Source organism: Thermaerobacter nagasakiensis, from assembly GCF_055396825.1.
This window is the reverse complement of sequence record NZ_AP043740.1, coordinates 1,678,649-1,694,246: the sequence shown is the minus strand read 5'-3', so window position 1 is coordinate 1,694,246 and position 15,598 is coordinate 1,678,649. Positions and strand designations below refer to the sequence as shown.

Annotated in this window: 12 protein-coding genes; 3 read left to right on the top strand and 9 right to left on the bottom strand. The window is 74.2% G+C overall.

Annotation, left to right across the window (positions count from 1 at the left end; all coding sequences use genetic code 11):
• Positions 1-153: 153 nt before the first annotated feature.
• The 6 genes from ACZ5T9_RS07195 to ACZ5T9_RS07170 form a co-directional block, all read right to left on the bottom strand.
• Positions 154-1,797, bottom strand: a complete 1,644-nt coding sequence (locus ACZ5T9_RS07195; RefSeq protein WP_464832412.1) for a thiamine pyrophosphate-binding protein — start codon at positions 1,795-1,797, stop codon at positions 154-156.
• Positions 1,798-1,890: 93 nt separating this feature from the next.
• The gene (locus ACZ5T9_RS07190) at positions 1,891-3,552 is read right to left on the bottom strand and encodes a long-chain-fatty-acid--CoA ligase (RefSeq protein ID WP_464832411.1); all 1,662 of its coding nucleotides are present in this window, start codon (positions 3,550-3,552) and stop codon (positions 1,891-1,893) included.
• Positions 3,553-3,639: 87 nt separating this feature from the next.
• Positions 3,640-4,446, bottom strand: coding sequence for a coenzyme F420-0:L-glutamate ligase (locus tag ACZ5T9_RS07185; protein ID WP_464832410.1), 807 nt, complete (start codon positions 4,444-4,446; stop codon positions 3,640-3,642).
• On the bottom strand, positions 4,434-5,246 hold the full coding sequence (locus tag ACZ5T9_RS07180) for a hypothetical protein (RefSeq protein ID WP_006903804.1): 813 nt from the start codon (positions 5,244-5,246) through the stop codon (positions 4,434-4,436). Before ACZ5T9_RS07180 ends, ACZ5T9_RS07185 begins: the two co-directional genes overlap by 13 nt.
• Before the next feature lie 211 nt (positions 5,247-5,457).
• Positions 5,458-6,120, bottom strand: coding sequence for an N-acetylmuramoyl-L-alanine amidase family protein (locus tag ACZ5T9_RS07175; protein ID WP_464832409.1), 663 nt, complete (start codon positions 6,118-6,120; stop codon positions 5,458-5,460).
• A gap of 680 nt (positions 6,121-6,800) precedes the next feature.
• Positions 6,801-7,268 (bottom strand): pyruvoyl-dependent arginine decarboxylase, encoded by a 468-nt coding sequence (locus ACZ5T9_RS07170; protein ID WP_006903802.1) that lies wholly within the window; start codon positions 7,266-7,268, stop codon positions 6,801-6,803.
• A 596-nt stretch (positions 7,269-7,864) separates the two neighbouring features.
• Here ACZ5T9_RS07170 and ACZ5T9_RS07165 point away from each other — a divergent pair.
• The 3 genes from ACZ5T9_RS07165 to ACZ5T9_RS07155 all read left to right on the top strand — a co-directional run bounded on the left by ACZ5T9_RS07165 (position 7,865) and on the right by ACZ5T9_RS07155 (position 11,209).
• A complete protein-coding gene (locus ACZ5T9_RS07165) occupies positions 7,865-8,095 on the top strand; it encodes a Spo0E family sporulation regulatory protein-aspartic acid phosphatase (RefSeq protein WP_464832407.1) in 231 nt (76 codons plus the stop codon).
• Positions 8,096-8,171: 76 nt separating this feature from the next.
• Complete coding sequence (locus ACZ5T9_RS07160) at positions 8,172-9,056, top strand: Cof-type HAD-IIB family hydrolase (protein WP_464832406.1); 885 nt, start codon at positions 8,172-8,174, stop codon at positions 9,054-9,056.
• 65 nt (positions 9,057-9,121) lie between these two features.
• Positions 9,122-11,209 (top strand): adenine deaminase C-terminal domain-containing protein, encoded by a 2,088-nt coding sequence (locus ACZ5T9_RS07155; RefSeq protein ID WP_464832405.1) that lies wholly within the window; start codon positions 9,122-9,124, stop codon positions 11,207-11,209.
• Here the strand turns inward: ACZ5T9_RS07155 and ACZ5T9_RS07150 are convergent.
• From ACZ5T9_RS07150 to ACZ5T9_RS07140, 3 genes are all read right to left on the bottom strand, one after another.
• A complete protein-coding gene (locus ACZ5T9_RS07150) occupies positions 11,169-12,146 on the bottom strand; it encodes a ketopantoate reductase family protein (RefSeq protein WP_464832404.1) in 978 nt (325 codons plus the stop codon). The two genes, ACZ5T9_RS07155 and ACZ5T9_RS07150, sit on opposite strands and share 41 nt — an antisense overlap.
• Before the next feature lie 169 nt (positions 12,147-12,315).
• The gene (locus ACZ5T9_RS07145) at positions 12,316-13,254 is read right to left on the bottom strand and encodes a fumarylacetoacetate hydrolase family protein (protein WP_006903797.1); all 939 of its coding nucleotides are present in this window, start codon (positions 13,252-13,254) and stop codon (positions 12,316-12,318) included.
• A 329-nt stretch (positions 13,255-13,583) separates the two neighbouring features.
• Positions 13,584-15,191: a hypothetical protein gene (locus ACZ5T9_RS07140; protein ID WP_464832403.1), complete on the bottom strand. Its 1,608-nt coding sequence runs from the start codon at positions 15,189-15,191 to the stop codon at positions 13,584-13,586.
• Between the last annotated feature and the right edge of the window lie 407 nt (positions 15,192-15,598).

The window sequence follows — 15,598 nt, the reverse complement described above, 5'->3', positions numbered from 1 at the left end:
CCGGCGATGGGTTTGCGCACGCGGACGATCGACTTGCGCACTCGTTGGTTGTTGAAGTCCGGCGGCTTTTGAGGGATCCACAGGAGAGGAAAGCAACGAAGGCCGGCCACCGCGCTTGCGGCTGCCGGCCTTCATGCACTCGCAGGCGAGACGTCAGACCGCGATGGCACCGGCCCGGAAATCACTGACCCCCATCTTCACGTTGACCAGGGCCGGCCTGCCCGAGGCCAGGGCCCGCTCGATGGCCGGGCGGATCTCCTCCGGCCGCTCGACCCACTCGCCGTGGCCGCCCAGGGCCGCCACCACCTGGTCGTAGCGGGCATAGCTGAGTTGGGTGGCGACGGCGCGGTCGGTGCCGAAAAGCTGGACCTGGAGCCTCCGGATCTGGGTCCAGGCGGCGTCGTTGCCCACCACCGCCACGAAGGGAAGATCCTGGCGCACGGCCGCCTCGTACTCCAGCAGGTCGAGGCCTGCGGCCCCGTCCCCCAGCAGCACCACCACCGGGTCGTCCGGGCGGAGCACCCGGGCGGCCAGGGCGAAGCCCATCCCGACGCCCAAGGTGCCCAGGGGCCCGGGGTCGAGCCAGCCGGCCGGATACCGGCGGGGCCGCACGATCTTGGCCGCGGTACCGATGAAATCACCGCCGTCGCCGATGACGGTGGCGCCCGGCGGGAGGGCGGCATCGATTTCGGCGCACAGCCGCAGGGGGTCGACGGGCACCGCGTGGCTGGTCAGGCCCGCCTGCATCCGGGCCGCCCGCCGGCCTTCCTCCTCCCGCAGGCGGTCGAGCCACTGGCGGCGCTCGGCGGGTTCGTCCGGGCGGAGCCCTGCCTCAAGCAGCTGGTCCAATACGGTGGCCGTGTCGCCGGCCAGGCCCGCTTCCACGTCCCGGTTGCGGCCCAGCTCGCCGGGGTCCAGGTCGATCTGGACGATCCGGGCTTCCCGCCGGATGGCCTGGCCGTAGTCCAGGCGGAAATCCAGGGGAGTCCCCGCCACCAGGACCACGTCGGCCTCCGCCAGCGCCTGCTTGCGGCACAACTGGAAGAAGAAGGGGTCGCCCGCCGCCAGCACGCCGCGGGCCATCCCGTTGGTGAACACCGGCACCTGGGCCGCCTCGGCGAAGCGGCTTACCGCCTGGGGGTCCGGGGACCAGTGCACTTGGCTGCCCACCAGGGCCACGGGGCGGCGGGCCCGGCGCAGGACGGCGGCGGCCCGCTCCACCTCCCGGGGGTCGGCGGGCAGGGCGGAACGACCGGGCACGGGGGCCGGAAAGCGGACGCCCTCCAGATCGACCTGGGCGAAGACCACGTCCAGCGGAATCTCCACGTACACCGGCCCGGGCACCCCGTGCAGGCTGCGCCGGAAGGCCAGATTGAGGATCTCCGGCAGCCGCTTGGGGTCCTGGACCTGCACCGCCCATTTCGTGATGGGCCGCACCACGCCCAGGTGGTCCATCTCCTGCAGGCTCCCCCGGCCGGCGTGCTCCAGGGGCCCCTGCCCGCCCAGGATCACCACCGGCGACTGGGCGCGGTGGGCGTTGGCGATGGCGGTGACGGCGTTCATCACCCCCGGCCCCGCCGTCACGGCCGCCACGCCGGGCCGCCGGGTGATGCGGGCATAGGCGTCGGCGGCATAGACGGCCGCCTGCTCGTGGCGTACGTCGACCACCCGGATCCCCTCGTCCAGGCAGCCGTCATAGATCGGCATGATGTGCCCGCCGCAGAGGGTGAAGAGCGCCCTCACCCCTTCCCGGGCCAGGGCCTGGGCGATCACGCGCCCCGCATGCACATGGGCCACGGCGACTCCCCCTGGATTCTGGCGTTGACTGCTGCCGGGCGGTGTTTCCCCGGCCCGCGCCACCGGCGCCGCCTGCAGGAGGCGCCGCCGGGCTCACGAGCCGCCGGCCTGACCCCCGGCGGGCCCCCCGGCCGCCGCCAGGCGGGCCCGTTCTTCCTCCACCAGCACCCGCCGCAGGACCTTGCCGACGGCCGTCTTGGGCAGCTCGCCGCGGAACTCCACCAGCTTCGGCACCTTGTAGGCCGCCAGCCGGCCGCGGCAGAAGGCCACGATCTCGTCGGCGGTGGCGGAGGCGCCGGGCTTCAGCACGATGTACGCCTTCACCGTCTCGCCCCGGTAGGGATCGGGCACGCCCGCCACGCAACACTCGGCGACCGCGGGGTGCTCGTAGAGCACCTCCTCGACCTCCCGCGGGTACACGTTGTACCCCGAGGCGATGATCATGTCCTTCTTGCGGTCGACGATGTAGAAGTAGCCGTCTTCGTCCATGGTGGCGATGTCGCCGGTGTAGAGCCACCCGTCCCGCAGCGTCTCCGCCGTCTCTTCGGGCCGGTTCCAGTATCCCTTCATCACCTGCGGGCCGCGGATGCGCAGCTCGCCCGCCTCGCCCGGTCCCAGCACCCGGGTCCCCGTCTCCACGTCGACGATCTCCGCGTCGGTGTCGGGGTAGGGAATGCCGATGCTGCCCGCCTTGCGCAGGCCGTGGACGGGGTTGCAGTGGGTGACGGGCGAGGCCTCCGACAGCCCGTAACCCTCCAGCACCTGGGCCCCGAAACGGCGCTCGAAGGCATTCATGACCTCGACGGGCATGGCCGCGCCGCCGGAGTTGCAGAACTCGATGGCACCCACCCCGTATTCCTCCGCGTTGGGGTAGTTGTTGACCGCCACGTACATCGTGGGCACGCCGGGGAAGAAGTTGGGCCGGGTCGCCCGGATGATCTCCATGACCTCGGGCAGCTCGAAACGGGGCACCAGGATCAGCTCATATCCGGACGCCAGGCCGTAGTTCATGCACACGGTCATGCCGTAGGAGTGGAAGAGGGGCAGGATGGTCAGGATGCGGCCCTCCCCCGGCTTCTTCCGCTCCTCGGCAGGGAACCAGTGCCGGACCTGGACCACGTTGGCCACCAGGTTGAAGTGGGTCAGCATGGCGCCCTTCGAGCGGCCCGTGGTGCCGCCGGTGTACTGGAGCACCGCCACGTCGTCCCGGGGGCTTACGTCCACCGCCGGCGGCTCGCCGCCCGCCCCCGCCAGCAGTTCCTCGAAGGACCGGGCTTCGGGCCCCGGCCGGACATTGCCCAGCAGGCGCACCACCAGGATGTGTTCCAGCTCCAGGTCGGGCAGGGCCGCCTGGACCGCCGGATAGAGGGCGTCGCCCACGATCAGGACCTTGCTGCCGCTGTCCGTGACCAGGTAGGCCAGCTCGCGGGGCGTGTAGAGCGGGTTGACCTGGGCCACGATGGCCCCCAGCCGCAGCGTGGCGTAATAGCTGATGACGTACTGGGGGCAGTTGGGCAGCATGATGGCCACGCGGTCGCCCTTTTGCACCCCCAGGGAGGCCAGGGCCGCGGCGCAACGATTGACCCGCTCCCAGAGTTCGGCGTAGGTCATGCGGACCATGTAATACCGCAGGGCCGGTAAGTCCGGATGTTCCCGGACCGTCCGGGCCAGCAGCTCGTGAAGTGGTATTTCCGGATAGTCCAGGTGGGCCGGCACGTTGGCCGGGTAGTGCTTGAGCCACACCTTTTCCGCCATACTGAGGCCCCCTCCCGCACGAATGGCTCCGCACCCGCCACTCCGTTTACGGAATTCGCGGCCCGGGAGCAGAAACCTGCCCGCCTTTCATGCCCTCCCCTTCCCGGACCGGGGCGAGCTTGGGCGGCCGGGCGGCTCCCCTCCGGTCAGGGGCCCGCCCGCGGCGGCGCCGGTCTGGGCGCCGGGACCGGGCTCGTCCCGGCGGGGCCGGAGGATGGCCAGCGGCGCCTGCTGGTCCGTGTTGCCCCAGGGGTTGGAGCACATCACGGCCCGCACGGCGTCCCGGTCGACGCCCGGGCTCGCCCCCACCACCTCCGCCTTGCCCAGGTCGTTGGCATCGATGATGCAGGCGCCGATCCCGGGTCCCAGGGCCCGGGCCAGGCGGGCGGCCACCCCGTCGGGGTCCGCCGGCGGCAGGACGATGTGCTTGTCGAAGGGCGGCAGGGTGCCCATCACGTCGTCGATCACCCGGGCGTAGTAGCCGGCGATGCGGTAGAAGTCGCCGCTGCGGCGCAGCAGGAGCCGGCTCAGCCCGCCCACCAGGAAGGCCAGGGCGATCCGGAGGCGGCCCGTGTGCTCGATCACCGCCTGCAGCGAGTAGGGCGAGGAGCAACTTCCCTCCTGGTCGATGAACCGCGAGACCACCCGGGCCAGGGTCCCCGGCCGGAGATCTTCCGGACGGAGCAGGCGCCCCTGGGTGATGGACACGATCTTGGTCGAAACGGCCACCACGTCCCCCGGCCGCAGCCGGTCGCGGGTATACCGCGTCACCACCTCCTCCAGGTCGTGGCGGGGGGTGATGATCTCCGTCCGGATCACCTGGACGTCAAAGCGGGACGAACCGGCCGCCCCGGCGGCCCGGCGGCCGCCCGCCCTTCCCCTCACCGCGGCCATGGCGATCCCCTCCTCCCGGCCGCCGCAGCCCGGCCGGGCGCCACTCCGGGGCGGGCCGCGGCATCCTCCCGAGGCCATGCCGGCGGCGGGACCGGAGACCGGGCGGGCGGCACCGGGGCGGGAGCGCGGCGGGCGACCACCGTCAGGGTGGGCCGCGGCCGTCCCCGCCGGTCGCCGGGCGAGATGGCAGGCGAGGCGGCCCGTCCGGCTCCACCGGCTGGGGCAGGCGGCCGCCCGCCGGGGACCGAACCCCAGGTCGCCGGCGGCTCTTCGGCCGCCCGGAACGGCTGCGGTGCCTTCGCCACCCCGGCCCCCGCAAGGGGCAGGTGGACGTCGGTGAGATACCAGCGCAAGGGAGTCCGCCCGATCACCCCGTGGCGGACCACCAGGTCCAGCCGTTCCAGCCGGGCCAGGCGGTCCAGGACCTCCTCGGGCCCGTAGGCCGTCAGCTCGATCTCCAGGGGGACCTCCTGTCCCGGCTTGAGCAAGGTGGCGCTCCAGTACCCGGTCTCCTGCACCCCGGGCCAGAAGAAGGCGACGGACCAGCGGGCCGGAGCGGCCCATCGCCCGGGGAACTCGGGCCGCACCAGGATCTCGTAGAGCATCCCCTTCTGCCGGCCCCGGTTGACCACCGGCAGGCGGAAGCGGACTTGCCAGCGGCCCGCGTCGCGGTGGGTGTCAAGGATCGTCACGCCGCGGGCGTCGACCCGCACGTCGGCGTCGCCCTGGCGGCGGATGTAGAGGGCCAGGGCGGCCGGACCGGCGGCCAGGCCGGCCAGGGTCCATGCCAGCCAGCGCAAGGTCGTTCCTCCCCTGCACCGCGCTCGGGCCGGGACACCGGGGGAACCTGTTGGGACATTCGCCCGGCGCGGCGCATCCGCACCATATGCAGGGGCCGGGCCGGCCGTCACGAGGCTGGCACCTGCAACCGCCGGCGGGGCTGAGTCACGGGTGGCCGGTACGACCTGAGGCGGTCCTCAACGCCGGCCGATCCGGCAGGGCTCTGACCGGTCAACGATCGCGCAAATCGGGCGCCGGTTCCGGCCCCGGCTCGCCGCGGTGGTGGCGGATCACACCGCGGACGATGGCCTCGGCCAGGGCCCGTCGCCGGGAGGGGTCGTGCAGGATGGCGCGGTCGTGGGGGCTGTCCACGAAGCCGAGTTCGACCAGCACGCCGGGCATGCGGGTCAGGCGCAGCACGCGGTAACGGCCCGTCTGGATCTCCCGGTAGTTGGCGGGGTCGACCTTCTTGAGCTCGTCCTGGACCAGCAGGGCAAGGCGGCGGCTCTCCTCCCGCCCTGGGAAGTAGAAGGTCTGGGCACCGAAGCAGGTGGGATCCGGGAACCAGTTGACGTGGATGCTGAGGAAGTAGTCCGCTCCGTTGGCATTGGCGATCTCGATCCGCGGATCAAGGTCCAGGTCTTCGTCGGTGGTCCGGGTGAGCAGCACGCGGGCGCCCTGCTGCCGCAAGAGGTCGCGCAGCAGGAAGGAGAACTCCAGGTTGATCTCGCTTTCGATGGTGTTCGACGGCAGGTGGCAGGCGCCCCGGTCGATGCCGCCGTGACCGGGGTCGACCACGATCAGGGTGCCGGCCAGCGGGCCCTCTCCGGGCGAGGCGGCCACTCCGGCCACCCGTCCCAGGGCCAGGAGGAGCAGGCCGGCCAGGATGGCCACAGGGAGCCAGGGCAGGGGACGGAGCCCGTCCCGTCCCGGCCCGCTCGAGCCGGGACGGCCCTTGGCTCTCCACCGCCCGGTGGAGGGGCGGTCCCCTGCCGGGCGCCCTGCGGGTCCATGTCCCCGGGCGGGGGCTTGGGATGCCTCCCCCTGGGCCCCGGCGGCCGCAAGGGCCCGCCGCAGCCAGAGGCCCCACCCCCGGGCGCCACCCGCCAGTCCGCCCCGGGGCCAGGGGGCCGAACCGGCCGCCGGGCCGGCCCTTTGCCGCGCCGGCGGGTCTCCGGCCCAAGGCGCCTCCCTGAAGGCCACCGGGGCCGGGGATTCGGGGCATCCCCGGCCGGCCGCCGCACCCTGTCCCCCCTCCCCGCCCGGAAGCCGGGACGACAGGGCACCGGCGGCTCGCCGGCCCGGCGGCACGGGGTTCCTGGACGCGTGCCGGCGCTGCACCAGCCTGCTCCCCCCGGTAGGGAGCCCGCCCGGGGCGGGGCAGGCCGGACCATGAGCAATGCGGTCCCGCCCGCCCCCGTCACCCGGCCCGCCCGTCGCCCCGTGGCACCGCCCGTGCCGGTGCCGCCCGGTGGCGGCCACGAATCCGGGCGCCAACGACAGCGGGTGGCGGCGGGCTGCCGGTCACGCCGGCCGGGGCGGCGCTTGCCGGCGGCCGGCCCGGCCGGGAAGCGCTAGCCTCCGTACCAGAGGACACACCCGGCGAAGACGCAGCCACACCGCTCGACCACGTGCTCGACGGAACGCACCAGGATCTCCCTGGGGCGGCCCCCGCGAATGGTGAAGCTCTCCTCCACCATGCGGCGGATGGTCGCTTCCACCTCGCTGGCACTGGCATATGCCGTGTGCTCCATGATCATGCCGAACCGGCCGGGTTCGTCCCGTCCCACGGCGACGGCCGCCGCGATCCGGGTACCGGGCTCGGCGGACACCAGCCGGCCGTAGGCGATGGGAACCAGGGCGCCCGGGGGGAGGACCAGTTCGGCCAGCGGTTGGGCATGGGGCGGCAGAATGCTTGAGACCTTGATCAGGTTGACGTTGGCCACCCCGGCGTCGAGCAGCGCCGCATCGAAGGCGGTCAGGGGGGTCTCGCCCTCCGCCCGGCCCGTGACCAGGGCAAACCGGTTGGGAACCGGCAACATGCCAAACACCTCCCGGCCGTGGCGCCGGCCCCGGGACGGCCCCCGGGTCGCCGGGAGCTCGCCGGGCGAGCGGCCCAGCAGGATGGCCGGCGGGCACGAGGGACCGCCGGCAGCAGCCCGCGGCACCCGGCGGTCCCCGGCCTGCGGCCGCCCCGCCGCCCGCCCCGGCAGTTACCCCCTGGCCTGCTCCGGCCCGGCACCTCCTTTGGGCCTTTGACCCTCCCCGGGACCGGCGCGATTCACGCCCATGGTATGGCGCCGGCGGGCCGGGGGTGCCGGTCCCTGCCCGGCCGCAGGCTCGGCCCCGGCCGGTATCCCGGCCGGCATCCCCGCCCCGGTATCCACTCCCCTATCCACAAAAAGGGGCTTGTCATCCCCAGATCCGGGGCAGGTTATCCCCATCCGGGCGGCCGATATCCCCAGGAATCGACAGTTGCCCACAGCTTGTCAACAAGGAGCGACAGCAGGGCGCAAGAATGGACAGGGCGGTAGCGGCCTGCACGCCGGGCTGGAGGCGCCCAGGGGGAGGGCGGGCGGCCTCCGGCCCGGTTCTGCAGCGAGCGGGCGGTGTTCCTCGCCCGTGGGAGGTGCTTCCCGTGGCTGCTCCTCGACCCGCCGGGTCGCGGCCGCGACCCCTGCAGCCGGCGCTTGCGCACCAGGCGGAGATCGAAGCCATGCGCCGGGAACTCTACCGCCTGGCCCGGCGGCGGGGCTACGCCGACCCTCAGGTGGTCGAACTCAGCCGCCGTCTGGACGATCTGATCGTCGGCTGGCACCGGCGCTTTGGCAGGGGCCGGCCCCGGCCCGCTGCGGGCCCGCTGCCCTAGCCCGGCGGGTCCGCTGCCCTCGCCGTCCCGCGCCCCGCCGCACCCCCCGGTTCCCCCGCCGTGGTAGAATCGGGACATGAGCGACGCCCAGAACATGCCAGAGCTGCCGGCCGGCATCGACTGGAACGCCTTCCGGCTGGTGGCGGTCGACCTGGACGGCACGGCTGCCGGCCCGGACGGGCGGGTGAGCCCCGAAGGGCTGCAGGCCCTGCAGGCCGCCGAGCAGGCCGGTCTTCACCCCGTGATCGTGACGGGCCGGGCGCTGCCCGCCGCCATGGGCGTGTGGCTGCGGGCCGGGCTGACCCGGCCGGTGATCGCCTGCGGCGGGGCCGTCATCGCCTGGCCTAGTGCCGGCCGGCCGCTGTGGGAGCGCCCGCTGGCACCCCAGGTGGTCGACCGGGCCCTGGAGCTGGCCCGCCAGCTCGATCTGATCCCCTTCCTGTACGGCGCCGGAGCCATCGTGACCGGTCGCCGCCACCCCTGGCGGGACCGGCTGGCCCATCTCAACGAGATCCCCATTCCCGTCATCGCGGAGGATCCGGCGGCCGCGGCGGGCTTGGCCGCCTGGGAGCGGGGCCGGGTCTTCAAGGTGGTGCTGGCCGGCGAGCCCCAGGCTGCGGATGCCGCTCGCCCGGCGGTGGAACGCGGGCTGGAGGGACTTCCCGCCGCCGTCGTGGCCACGCTGCCCGGGCTGCTGGAGATCATCCGGCCCGACGCCACCAAGGAAGCGGCCCTGGCCGAACTCTGCCGCCTGCTGGGCACCGGGCGGGAACAGGTCATCGCCATCGGGGACGGCGAGAACGACCTGGGTATGATCCGCTGGGCGGGGCTGGGCGTGGCGGTCGCCAACGCCCGGCCCGAGGTGCGGGCGGCCGCCCGCCTGGTCATCGGCCACCACGCCGAGGAAGGGGTCGCCCGCTTCCTGCGCGCCGTGGTGGCGGCCCGGCGCCGCCGGGCCTGACCCGGGCGCCGGCCGGTATGCCCCGGCCGGTGTTCCCTTGCGCAAGTTCGAAGGAGGTGGCGCGGGTGCAAGCCGGTACCCGCCCGGCCCGCCCCGGCCGCGACTGGCGCCACGAGTCGCCGGACCTGCGGCAGGCGGCGGTGCGCGTCGCCCTGGGATACGAGCCGCCCGACGTGTGGTTCCGCGGGGGGACGATCCTGAACGTCTACACGGGCCGCTGGGAGCCGGCGGAAGTTTGGGTCGCGGGGCCGCGCATCGCCTACACGGGCCCCGACGAGCCCAAACCGGGGCCCGACACCCGCGTCGTCGACTGCCGGGGCCTCTACCTGGTACCGGGATACCTGGAGATCCACGCCCACCCCTTCCAGCTGTACTCGCCGCGGGCGCTGGGCGCGGCCATAGCGCCCCGCGGTACCACCACCCTGGTCAGCGACACCCTCCTGCTGGGCCAGATCATGGGCCCGCGCCTGGCCGAAGCCCTGGATGCCGGCCTGCTGGCGCCCGTACGGGACCTGTGGGGCCTGCGGGTCGCCCCCCAGACCATGACCCCCGGGCGGGCGGGGCCGGCCCCGGCCGCCGCGGCGGGCCCGGAGGGTGAGCCGGAGTCCCTGCCGCAGGACCAGCGCCCCACGGAGGACGGCTCCCCCGCGGGGGCCGCCGACTTCACCGCCGCCTACGGCATGACCGTGGAGCAGGGGATCGCTCTGCTGCATCATCCCCGGGTGGTGGAGATCTTCGAATGGACCAGCTGGGCGGGTACCCTCCGGCGGGGGGAACCGCTGCCTGCCCTGCTGGCCGCGGGCCTGGAGCGCGGGCTGCCCGTGGACGGCCACGCTCCCGGCGCCTCGGCCCGAACCCTGGCCGCCCTGGCCGCCGCCGGGGTCGGGGACTGCCACGAGAGCATCCGGCCGGAGGAAGTCCTGGAGCGGGTGCGGGCGGGTCTCTTCGCCGTCCTGCGCCACAGTTCCTTACGCCCCGACCTGCCGGAACTGGTGGCCGCCGCCCGCGAGGCCTTCGACCGCGGCTACGGCCACCGCCTGGCCCTGACCACCGACGGCCCCACCCCGCAGATGGTGGAGGAAGGGTTCCTCGACCTGGCGCTGCGGGTGGCCATGGAAGGGGGCCTGCCGCCGGAAGCGGCGTACCGGATGGTGACCGTCAACCCCGCCATGTACCTGGGCCTTGACCGGTACCTGGGCGCCATCGCCCCCGGGCGGCTGGCCGACATCAACCTGCTGTCCGAACCGGGTAACCCCGTCCCCGTGGAGGTGTGGATCGACGGACGGCAGGTGGCGCGGCAGGGGCGCCTGCTGGACGAACCGGCCCCCCTGGACTGGGCGGCGCTGGGGCTGGGCCCGCGGCGGCTACCGGCCGGCGAAGACCTGGCCCGCCGCATCATCCTGCGCCCTGTGACCAAGGCTCCCTCCCGGCCGCCGGGTACCGGGGCCACCGGGCCAAGCGGGCCCGCGACCCCCGGGCGACCTGCCGGGCCCGGGCGGAGCGTGGTGCCGGGTGCCGGGACCGGGGACCCCTCAGGCCGGGTCGCCCTGCCCGTGATCCGGCTGCTCAACGCGGTGATCGGCCGGCTGGAGTGGCGGGACGTGGAGCTGAACCCGCATGGGGTGCCCGTGCTGCCGCCCGGCGAGGACCTGCTCTACGCGGTGCTGTTCCACCCCGGCGCCGGAGCCCCGGCAGGCGGTACCGTGACCCGGGCATTGCTGGCGGGGTTCGGCGCGGGGATCCAAGGGCTCGCCACCACCTACACCATGTCGGGCGGGCTCCTGGTGCTGGGGCGGGATCCCGAGGCCATGGCCCGGGCCGCGGGGAGCGTGGCCGGCGGGGGCATGGCGCTGGTGGAGGGTGAGCGGATCCTGTTCCACCTGCCGCTTCCCATCGGCGGCTTTCTTTCGGACCTGGACGTGCCCCGGCTGGCCCGGCGCTGCCGGGAGCTGGCGGCCCTGTTGCGGGAGCGGGGCCATCCCTTCCACGACCCCATCTACTCCCTGCTGTTCCTCACCGCCGACCACCTGCCGGGCCCGCGGCTGACGCCCGCGGGCCTGTGGGACGTCAAGGGGCACCGGCTGCTGGTTCCGGCCGAACCGGCGGGCGATCTCATGCCTCCGCACCGGCCCGAAGCCGGATGGCAGCGGTGACGGCCCGCTGGCAAGGCGTGTCGACTCCGTAGCGCTGGCCGTAGCGGACCACGGCGCCGCACAGGGCGTCCACTTCCACCGGCCGGCGGGCGGCCAGGTCCCGCTGGAGGGATGAGGTCATGGCGGGATCCATGCCCAGGGTGGTGGCCATCACCTGCTCGAAGGCGTCGGGCGGCAGTTCGACCCCGGCCGCCCGGGCCACGGCCACGGCCTCCTGCACCATGCGCTCGTACACCGCCCGGCCGTCGGGATCGCCCAGCACGGCTCCCAGGGGCCGGTTGGCCGCCGCCGTCATGCCGCCCATGGCCGAGATGAAGATCAGCTTCATCCACATGTCGGCCAGGATGCGGTCGGAGACCCGGTGGGGGATCCCGGCGGCGGCGAAGGCGGCGGCGATGCGCTCCACCCGGGGCGTGACCCGGCCGTCCAGCTCGCCGAAGGTGATGTCGCGGCGGACGCTGGTCTGCCGGATCTTGCCGGGCTCGACCAGGGCCGTCTCGATGTGGCAGAGGCCTCCCAGCACCCGCGGGCGCCCGAACCGGCCGGCCAGGACCTCCAGGTGGTCGATCCCGTTCATCAGGGGCAGGATGGCCGTCTCGCTGCCCACCAGGGTGGCCATCTCGTCCAGCACCCCGGGCAGGCTGTAGGTCTTGACGGTGACCAGCACCAGATCGGCCCCCTGGCCGGGCGGCAGGGCCAGTTCCTCGGCCAGCCGCAGGCCCCGGTCGGTGGCCACGGGCCGGAGGCTGAAGCGCCCGTGCACGCTCTCGATGTGCAGGCCACTGCGCCGCATGACCCGCAGGTGCCGCCCGCGGGCCAGGAACCCCACCCGTGCCCCGTGCAGGGCGGTACCGGGCTCGGCCCACTGGGCGGCCCGGGCCAGGAGGGCGCCGAAATAGCCTCCCACGCCCCCGGCTCCGATCACGGCAATCCGCATGGTGTTCACCCCCGTTCACGTCGGTCGTGGCCCACCGGTGCCAGCCCGCCCGGGGCGGCGGCACGGCCCCTGGCCTCCGGCGGCGCTTCGACCCCGCCCCCAGCGAGCCCCGCAGGCCCGCCCGCCGGCAGCCGCCCAAGGGGTGCCCCTCCGGGCACCGGCCGCCGGTTCAGGCGTCACCGGGCCAGCGGTCGACCACCGGGTTGCGCAGCCTGCCCAGCCCGGCGATCTCGATCTCGACCACGTCGCCCGCCCGCAGGAAGCGGGGTGGATCAAACCCCATGCCCACACCGCTGGGCGTTCCGGTGGCGATGATGTCGCCCGGTTCCAGGGTGATGCCGGCAGAGATGGTGGCCAGCAAGGTGGGGATGTCGAAGATGAGCTGCCGGGTGTTGGCCTCCTGGCGCAGCTCGCCGTTGACCCAGGTGCGGACGTCGACCTCCACGGGCCAGCCCACCGCATCCCGGTGCACCAGGCAGGGCCCCGTGGGGCAGAAGGTGTCCAGGCTCTTTCCCAGGTGCCACTGGCTGGTCCGCCGCTGCAGGTCCCGGGCCGTGACGTCGTTCAGGATCATGTAGCCGAAGATGTGCTCCCGGGCCCGCTCCCTGGGGATGGAACGGCCCCGCCGCCCGATGACCACCGCCAGCTCGCCCTCATAGTCGACGGCCTCCGTCACCCCTGGGTGGAGGTAGATCGGGTCGCCGGGTCCCTGCACCGCCGACGCCGCCTTGGTGAACACCACGGGGTGCTGGGGTACGTCCCGGCCGCTGATCTCGAACACATGGTCCCGGTAGTTCAGGCCGATGGCGAAGACGTTCTTGGGCGGCCGGGCGATGGGTGCCAGCAGGCGCACGCCGTCGCCGGGATGCCAGAGGGAGCCGGCATCGTCCCCGGTGGTACCGGCAGCCCGCTCCCACCAGCGCCTTGCGGCGGCCACGGCTTCGTCACCCAGGGCGATCCAGGCGACCATGTCCTCAGGAACCGGCGGGCCGCCCCAGCGCGCCTGGGCCGCCCCCAGGTCGAGGACCCGCCGCAGGCGCCCCTGCTCGTCCAGCTCGGCCAGCCCGATCCGCACCTGGCCGGCCCGCTCGAACCGGACAAACCGCAAACCTCATCCCTCCAGGGCGGGCACCGGGGCCTTGCCGGGACACCGACCACATGCGACCCGTCCGGGAAGGCCGGACACCGGTGACCGGGGATTGGGCAGGTAACTCTAGGGAATTCCCTCCCTGCGGCAGCCACTCCTGCCGCCGGTGCCGCGCCCTGCGGCAGGGCCGCACCGTCCGCGCACCCCCGGCCCTGGGGCCGCCCCCCGGGCCGCCCCCCGGGCACGGCCCGCTGGAGGCTGCGCCACAAGAGCCGGGCGGCAGGATGCCCCGGCTGGGCACCCTGCCGCCCGGAAGGACGCCTTGTATGGTTCCCGGCTGTGCCGGCTTCCTAACGCCCTGCGCCGGCACCCCGGGCCGAACCGGCCCTTTCACCGTGGCGGGCCGAACCCTGGCCGCGTCCCGGCCGGTCCTCGCGCTCCCGCTGGACCGGGGCCTTTTCCCGCTCCTGTTCCTGGAGGGTGGCTGCGGCGGTCGTGGCGGCCTGCTCCTCGTCGCCGTCCTCCCGGAACTCTTCCTCGTCCTCTCCGGCGGCCGGTTCCTCCGGCTGGGACGAGCCCGGCGCCGTGACCTCCGTCTCCCCCGGACCGGGCTGCTCCTCGTCGGCGTCGCCCGGCTGCTGCTCCTCCCCGCTGTTGTCCGGCTCGGGTTCACCGGGCGCGGTGTCTTCCGGCTCCCCCTGCGCGGGCGGCTGCACGGCCGGCCGGTGGGCAGCAGAGATCCAGCGGCCGGGCTTCAGATCCCGGCGGTGGATCCCGTAGAGGGCCAGAAGCTCGTTCAGCGTCCGGCCGAAGGCCTTCACCTTCACCACCGGATTGGCGGCCACCCCCTGGGCCAGGGCCGTCCCCGCGCCGCCGGTGGCTTCCTCGCCGGTGCCGGCCGATCCTGCTCCTGCGGGTGAACCGGGTTCTCCTTCCGGGGTGCCGGCGTCGCCGTCTTCGGTGGGCGAAGGAGTCCCGTCTTCCCCAGGAACCGGTTGGGGCTCGGCCGTGTCACCCTCGCCGCCGGCCAGGGAAGCGAGCCGGGCCGCCACGTCCGCGGCCGTCACCTCCTCACCGGTGGCCTGGCGGATGGCCTGGGCGGTGGCGTACAGCAGGGCGATCTGCCCGTAACCGTAACCCTGATCCCGCAGGGCGATGATCTCGGCGGGCTCCATCATGGCCACCGAGCCGGCCACCAGCTCGGCTTCCGCCGCGGCTTCCAGGGCCTGGTCCAGGGGATCCTGGCCGCCGGTGCCCTCCGCCGCGGCCCCGGTGCCGCCCGCTTCGGCGGTGTCCCCTGCCGGGCTGCCGTCAGAGGCCGCCTGCTCCGGGACCGCCTCCCCCTCCACGGGCTCCGCGGCCAGGGACTCCTCGGCCCCGGTCCCGCCGTCGCCCTGGTCGCCGGCGGCCGGCGCCGCCTCGACGGCGCCCTGGTCACGGTCCCGGCCTGCCGCCACCCGTTGCGGCAAGGCCTCCACCCGGGCTACGGCATCCTCCAGGGCGGTGACAGCCCGGTCCGTGGCCGCGCCTTCCGCCCGCGCCTGCACCAGCCGCTCTTGGGCCAGGCGCAGGTACCCCGCGATGTCGGCGGCCAGGCGCTCGAACCAGGCCGAGGCCGGCGCCAGCTCGGCGAGGCGGCCGGCCCTCTGCGCGGCAAAGGACGCCGCCAGCGCCGCGTCGCCGGCCGGGTCACGGCTGACCCAGAGGCGCACCTGCTCGGAGGCGTAACGGGCGTAGTAGGCCACGGCAAAGAACCACCCCGGCTCCCCGGAGGATCCCGGCGCATCCGCCGGCACGCCGGCCGTGGCCTGGGAAGCCCCGGGCTGGCCGGCCACTGCACCATCACCCGACGAGGCCATGGCCAGTCCCGGCAGAGCCGTCATCGTCAGCAGCACCCAGAGCAGGGCGACGGCCACCCGCCGGCTTGCCCTGCGCGGCCATGGGTCGCGTTCCACCATCGCGCCACCTCCCAAACGCTTCTTGCCGGAGAAGGAATCGCCCCCGGCAGGACGGGCTTCAAGACCTCGGCAGGCTCGGGCCGGCGCCCGCCGGGGCCTCCTTCCCCGTTCCCTGCAATTTTTCGGACGAACCGGCGGTCTTTGCGGGGTCGTTGAGGTTCGGCGGCCGAAAATGCACCCGCAGTCCTACCCCTGTTGCCGTCCCGCAGGACTTCCGATCCAGGACCGGGGTCCTCCCGGGCCGGCGGGCGGGGAACCAAATCCCATGTTAGTTAATCGGTATTATTGACATCGCCACCGCGGCGCCGGTACAATCGCCCTGAACCTGCAGGTTCGCCTTCCGCTGTGGGGCGGTGCCACCGGCCCCTCTGGGCCCGGCTCGGGACCCTGCGCCCTGCAGCACCCTC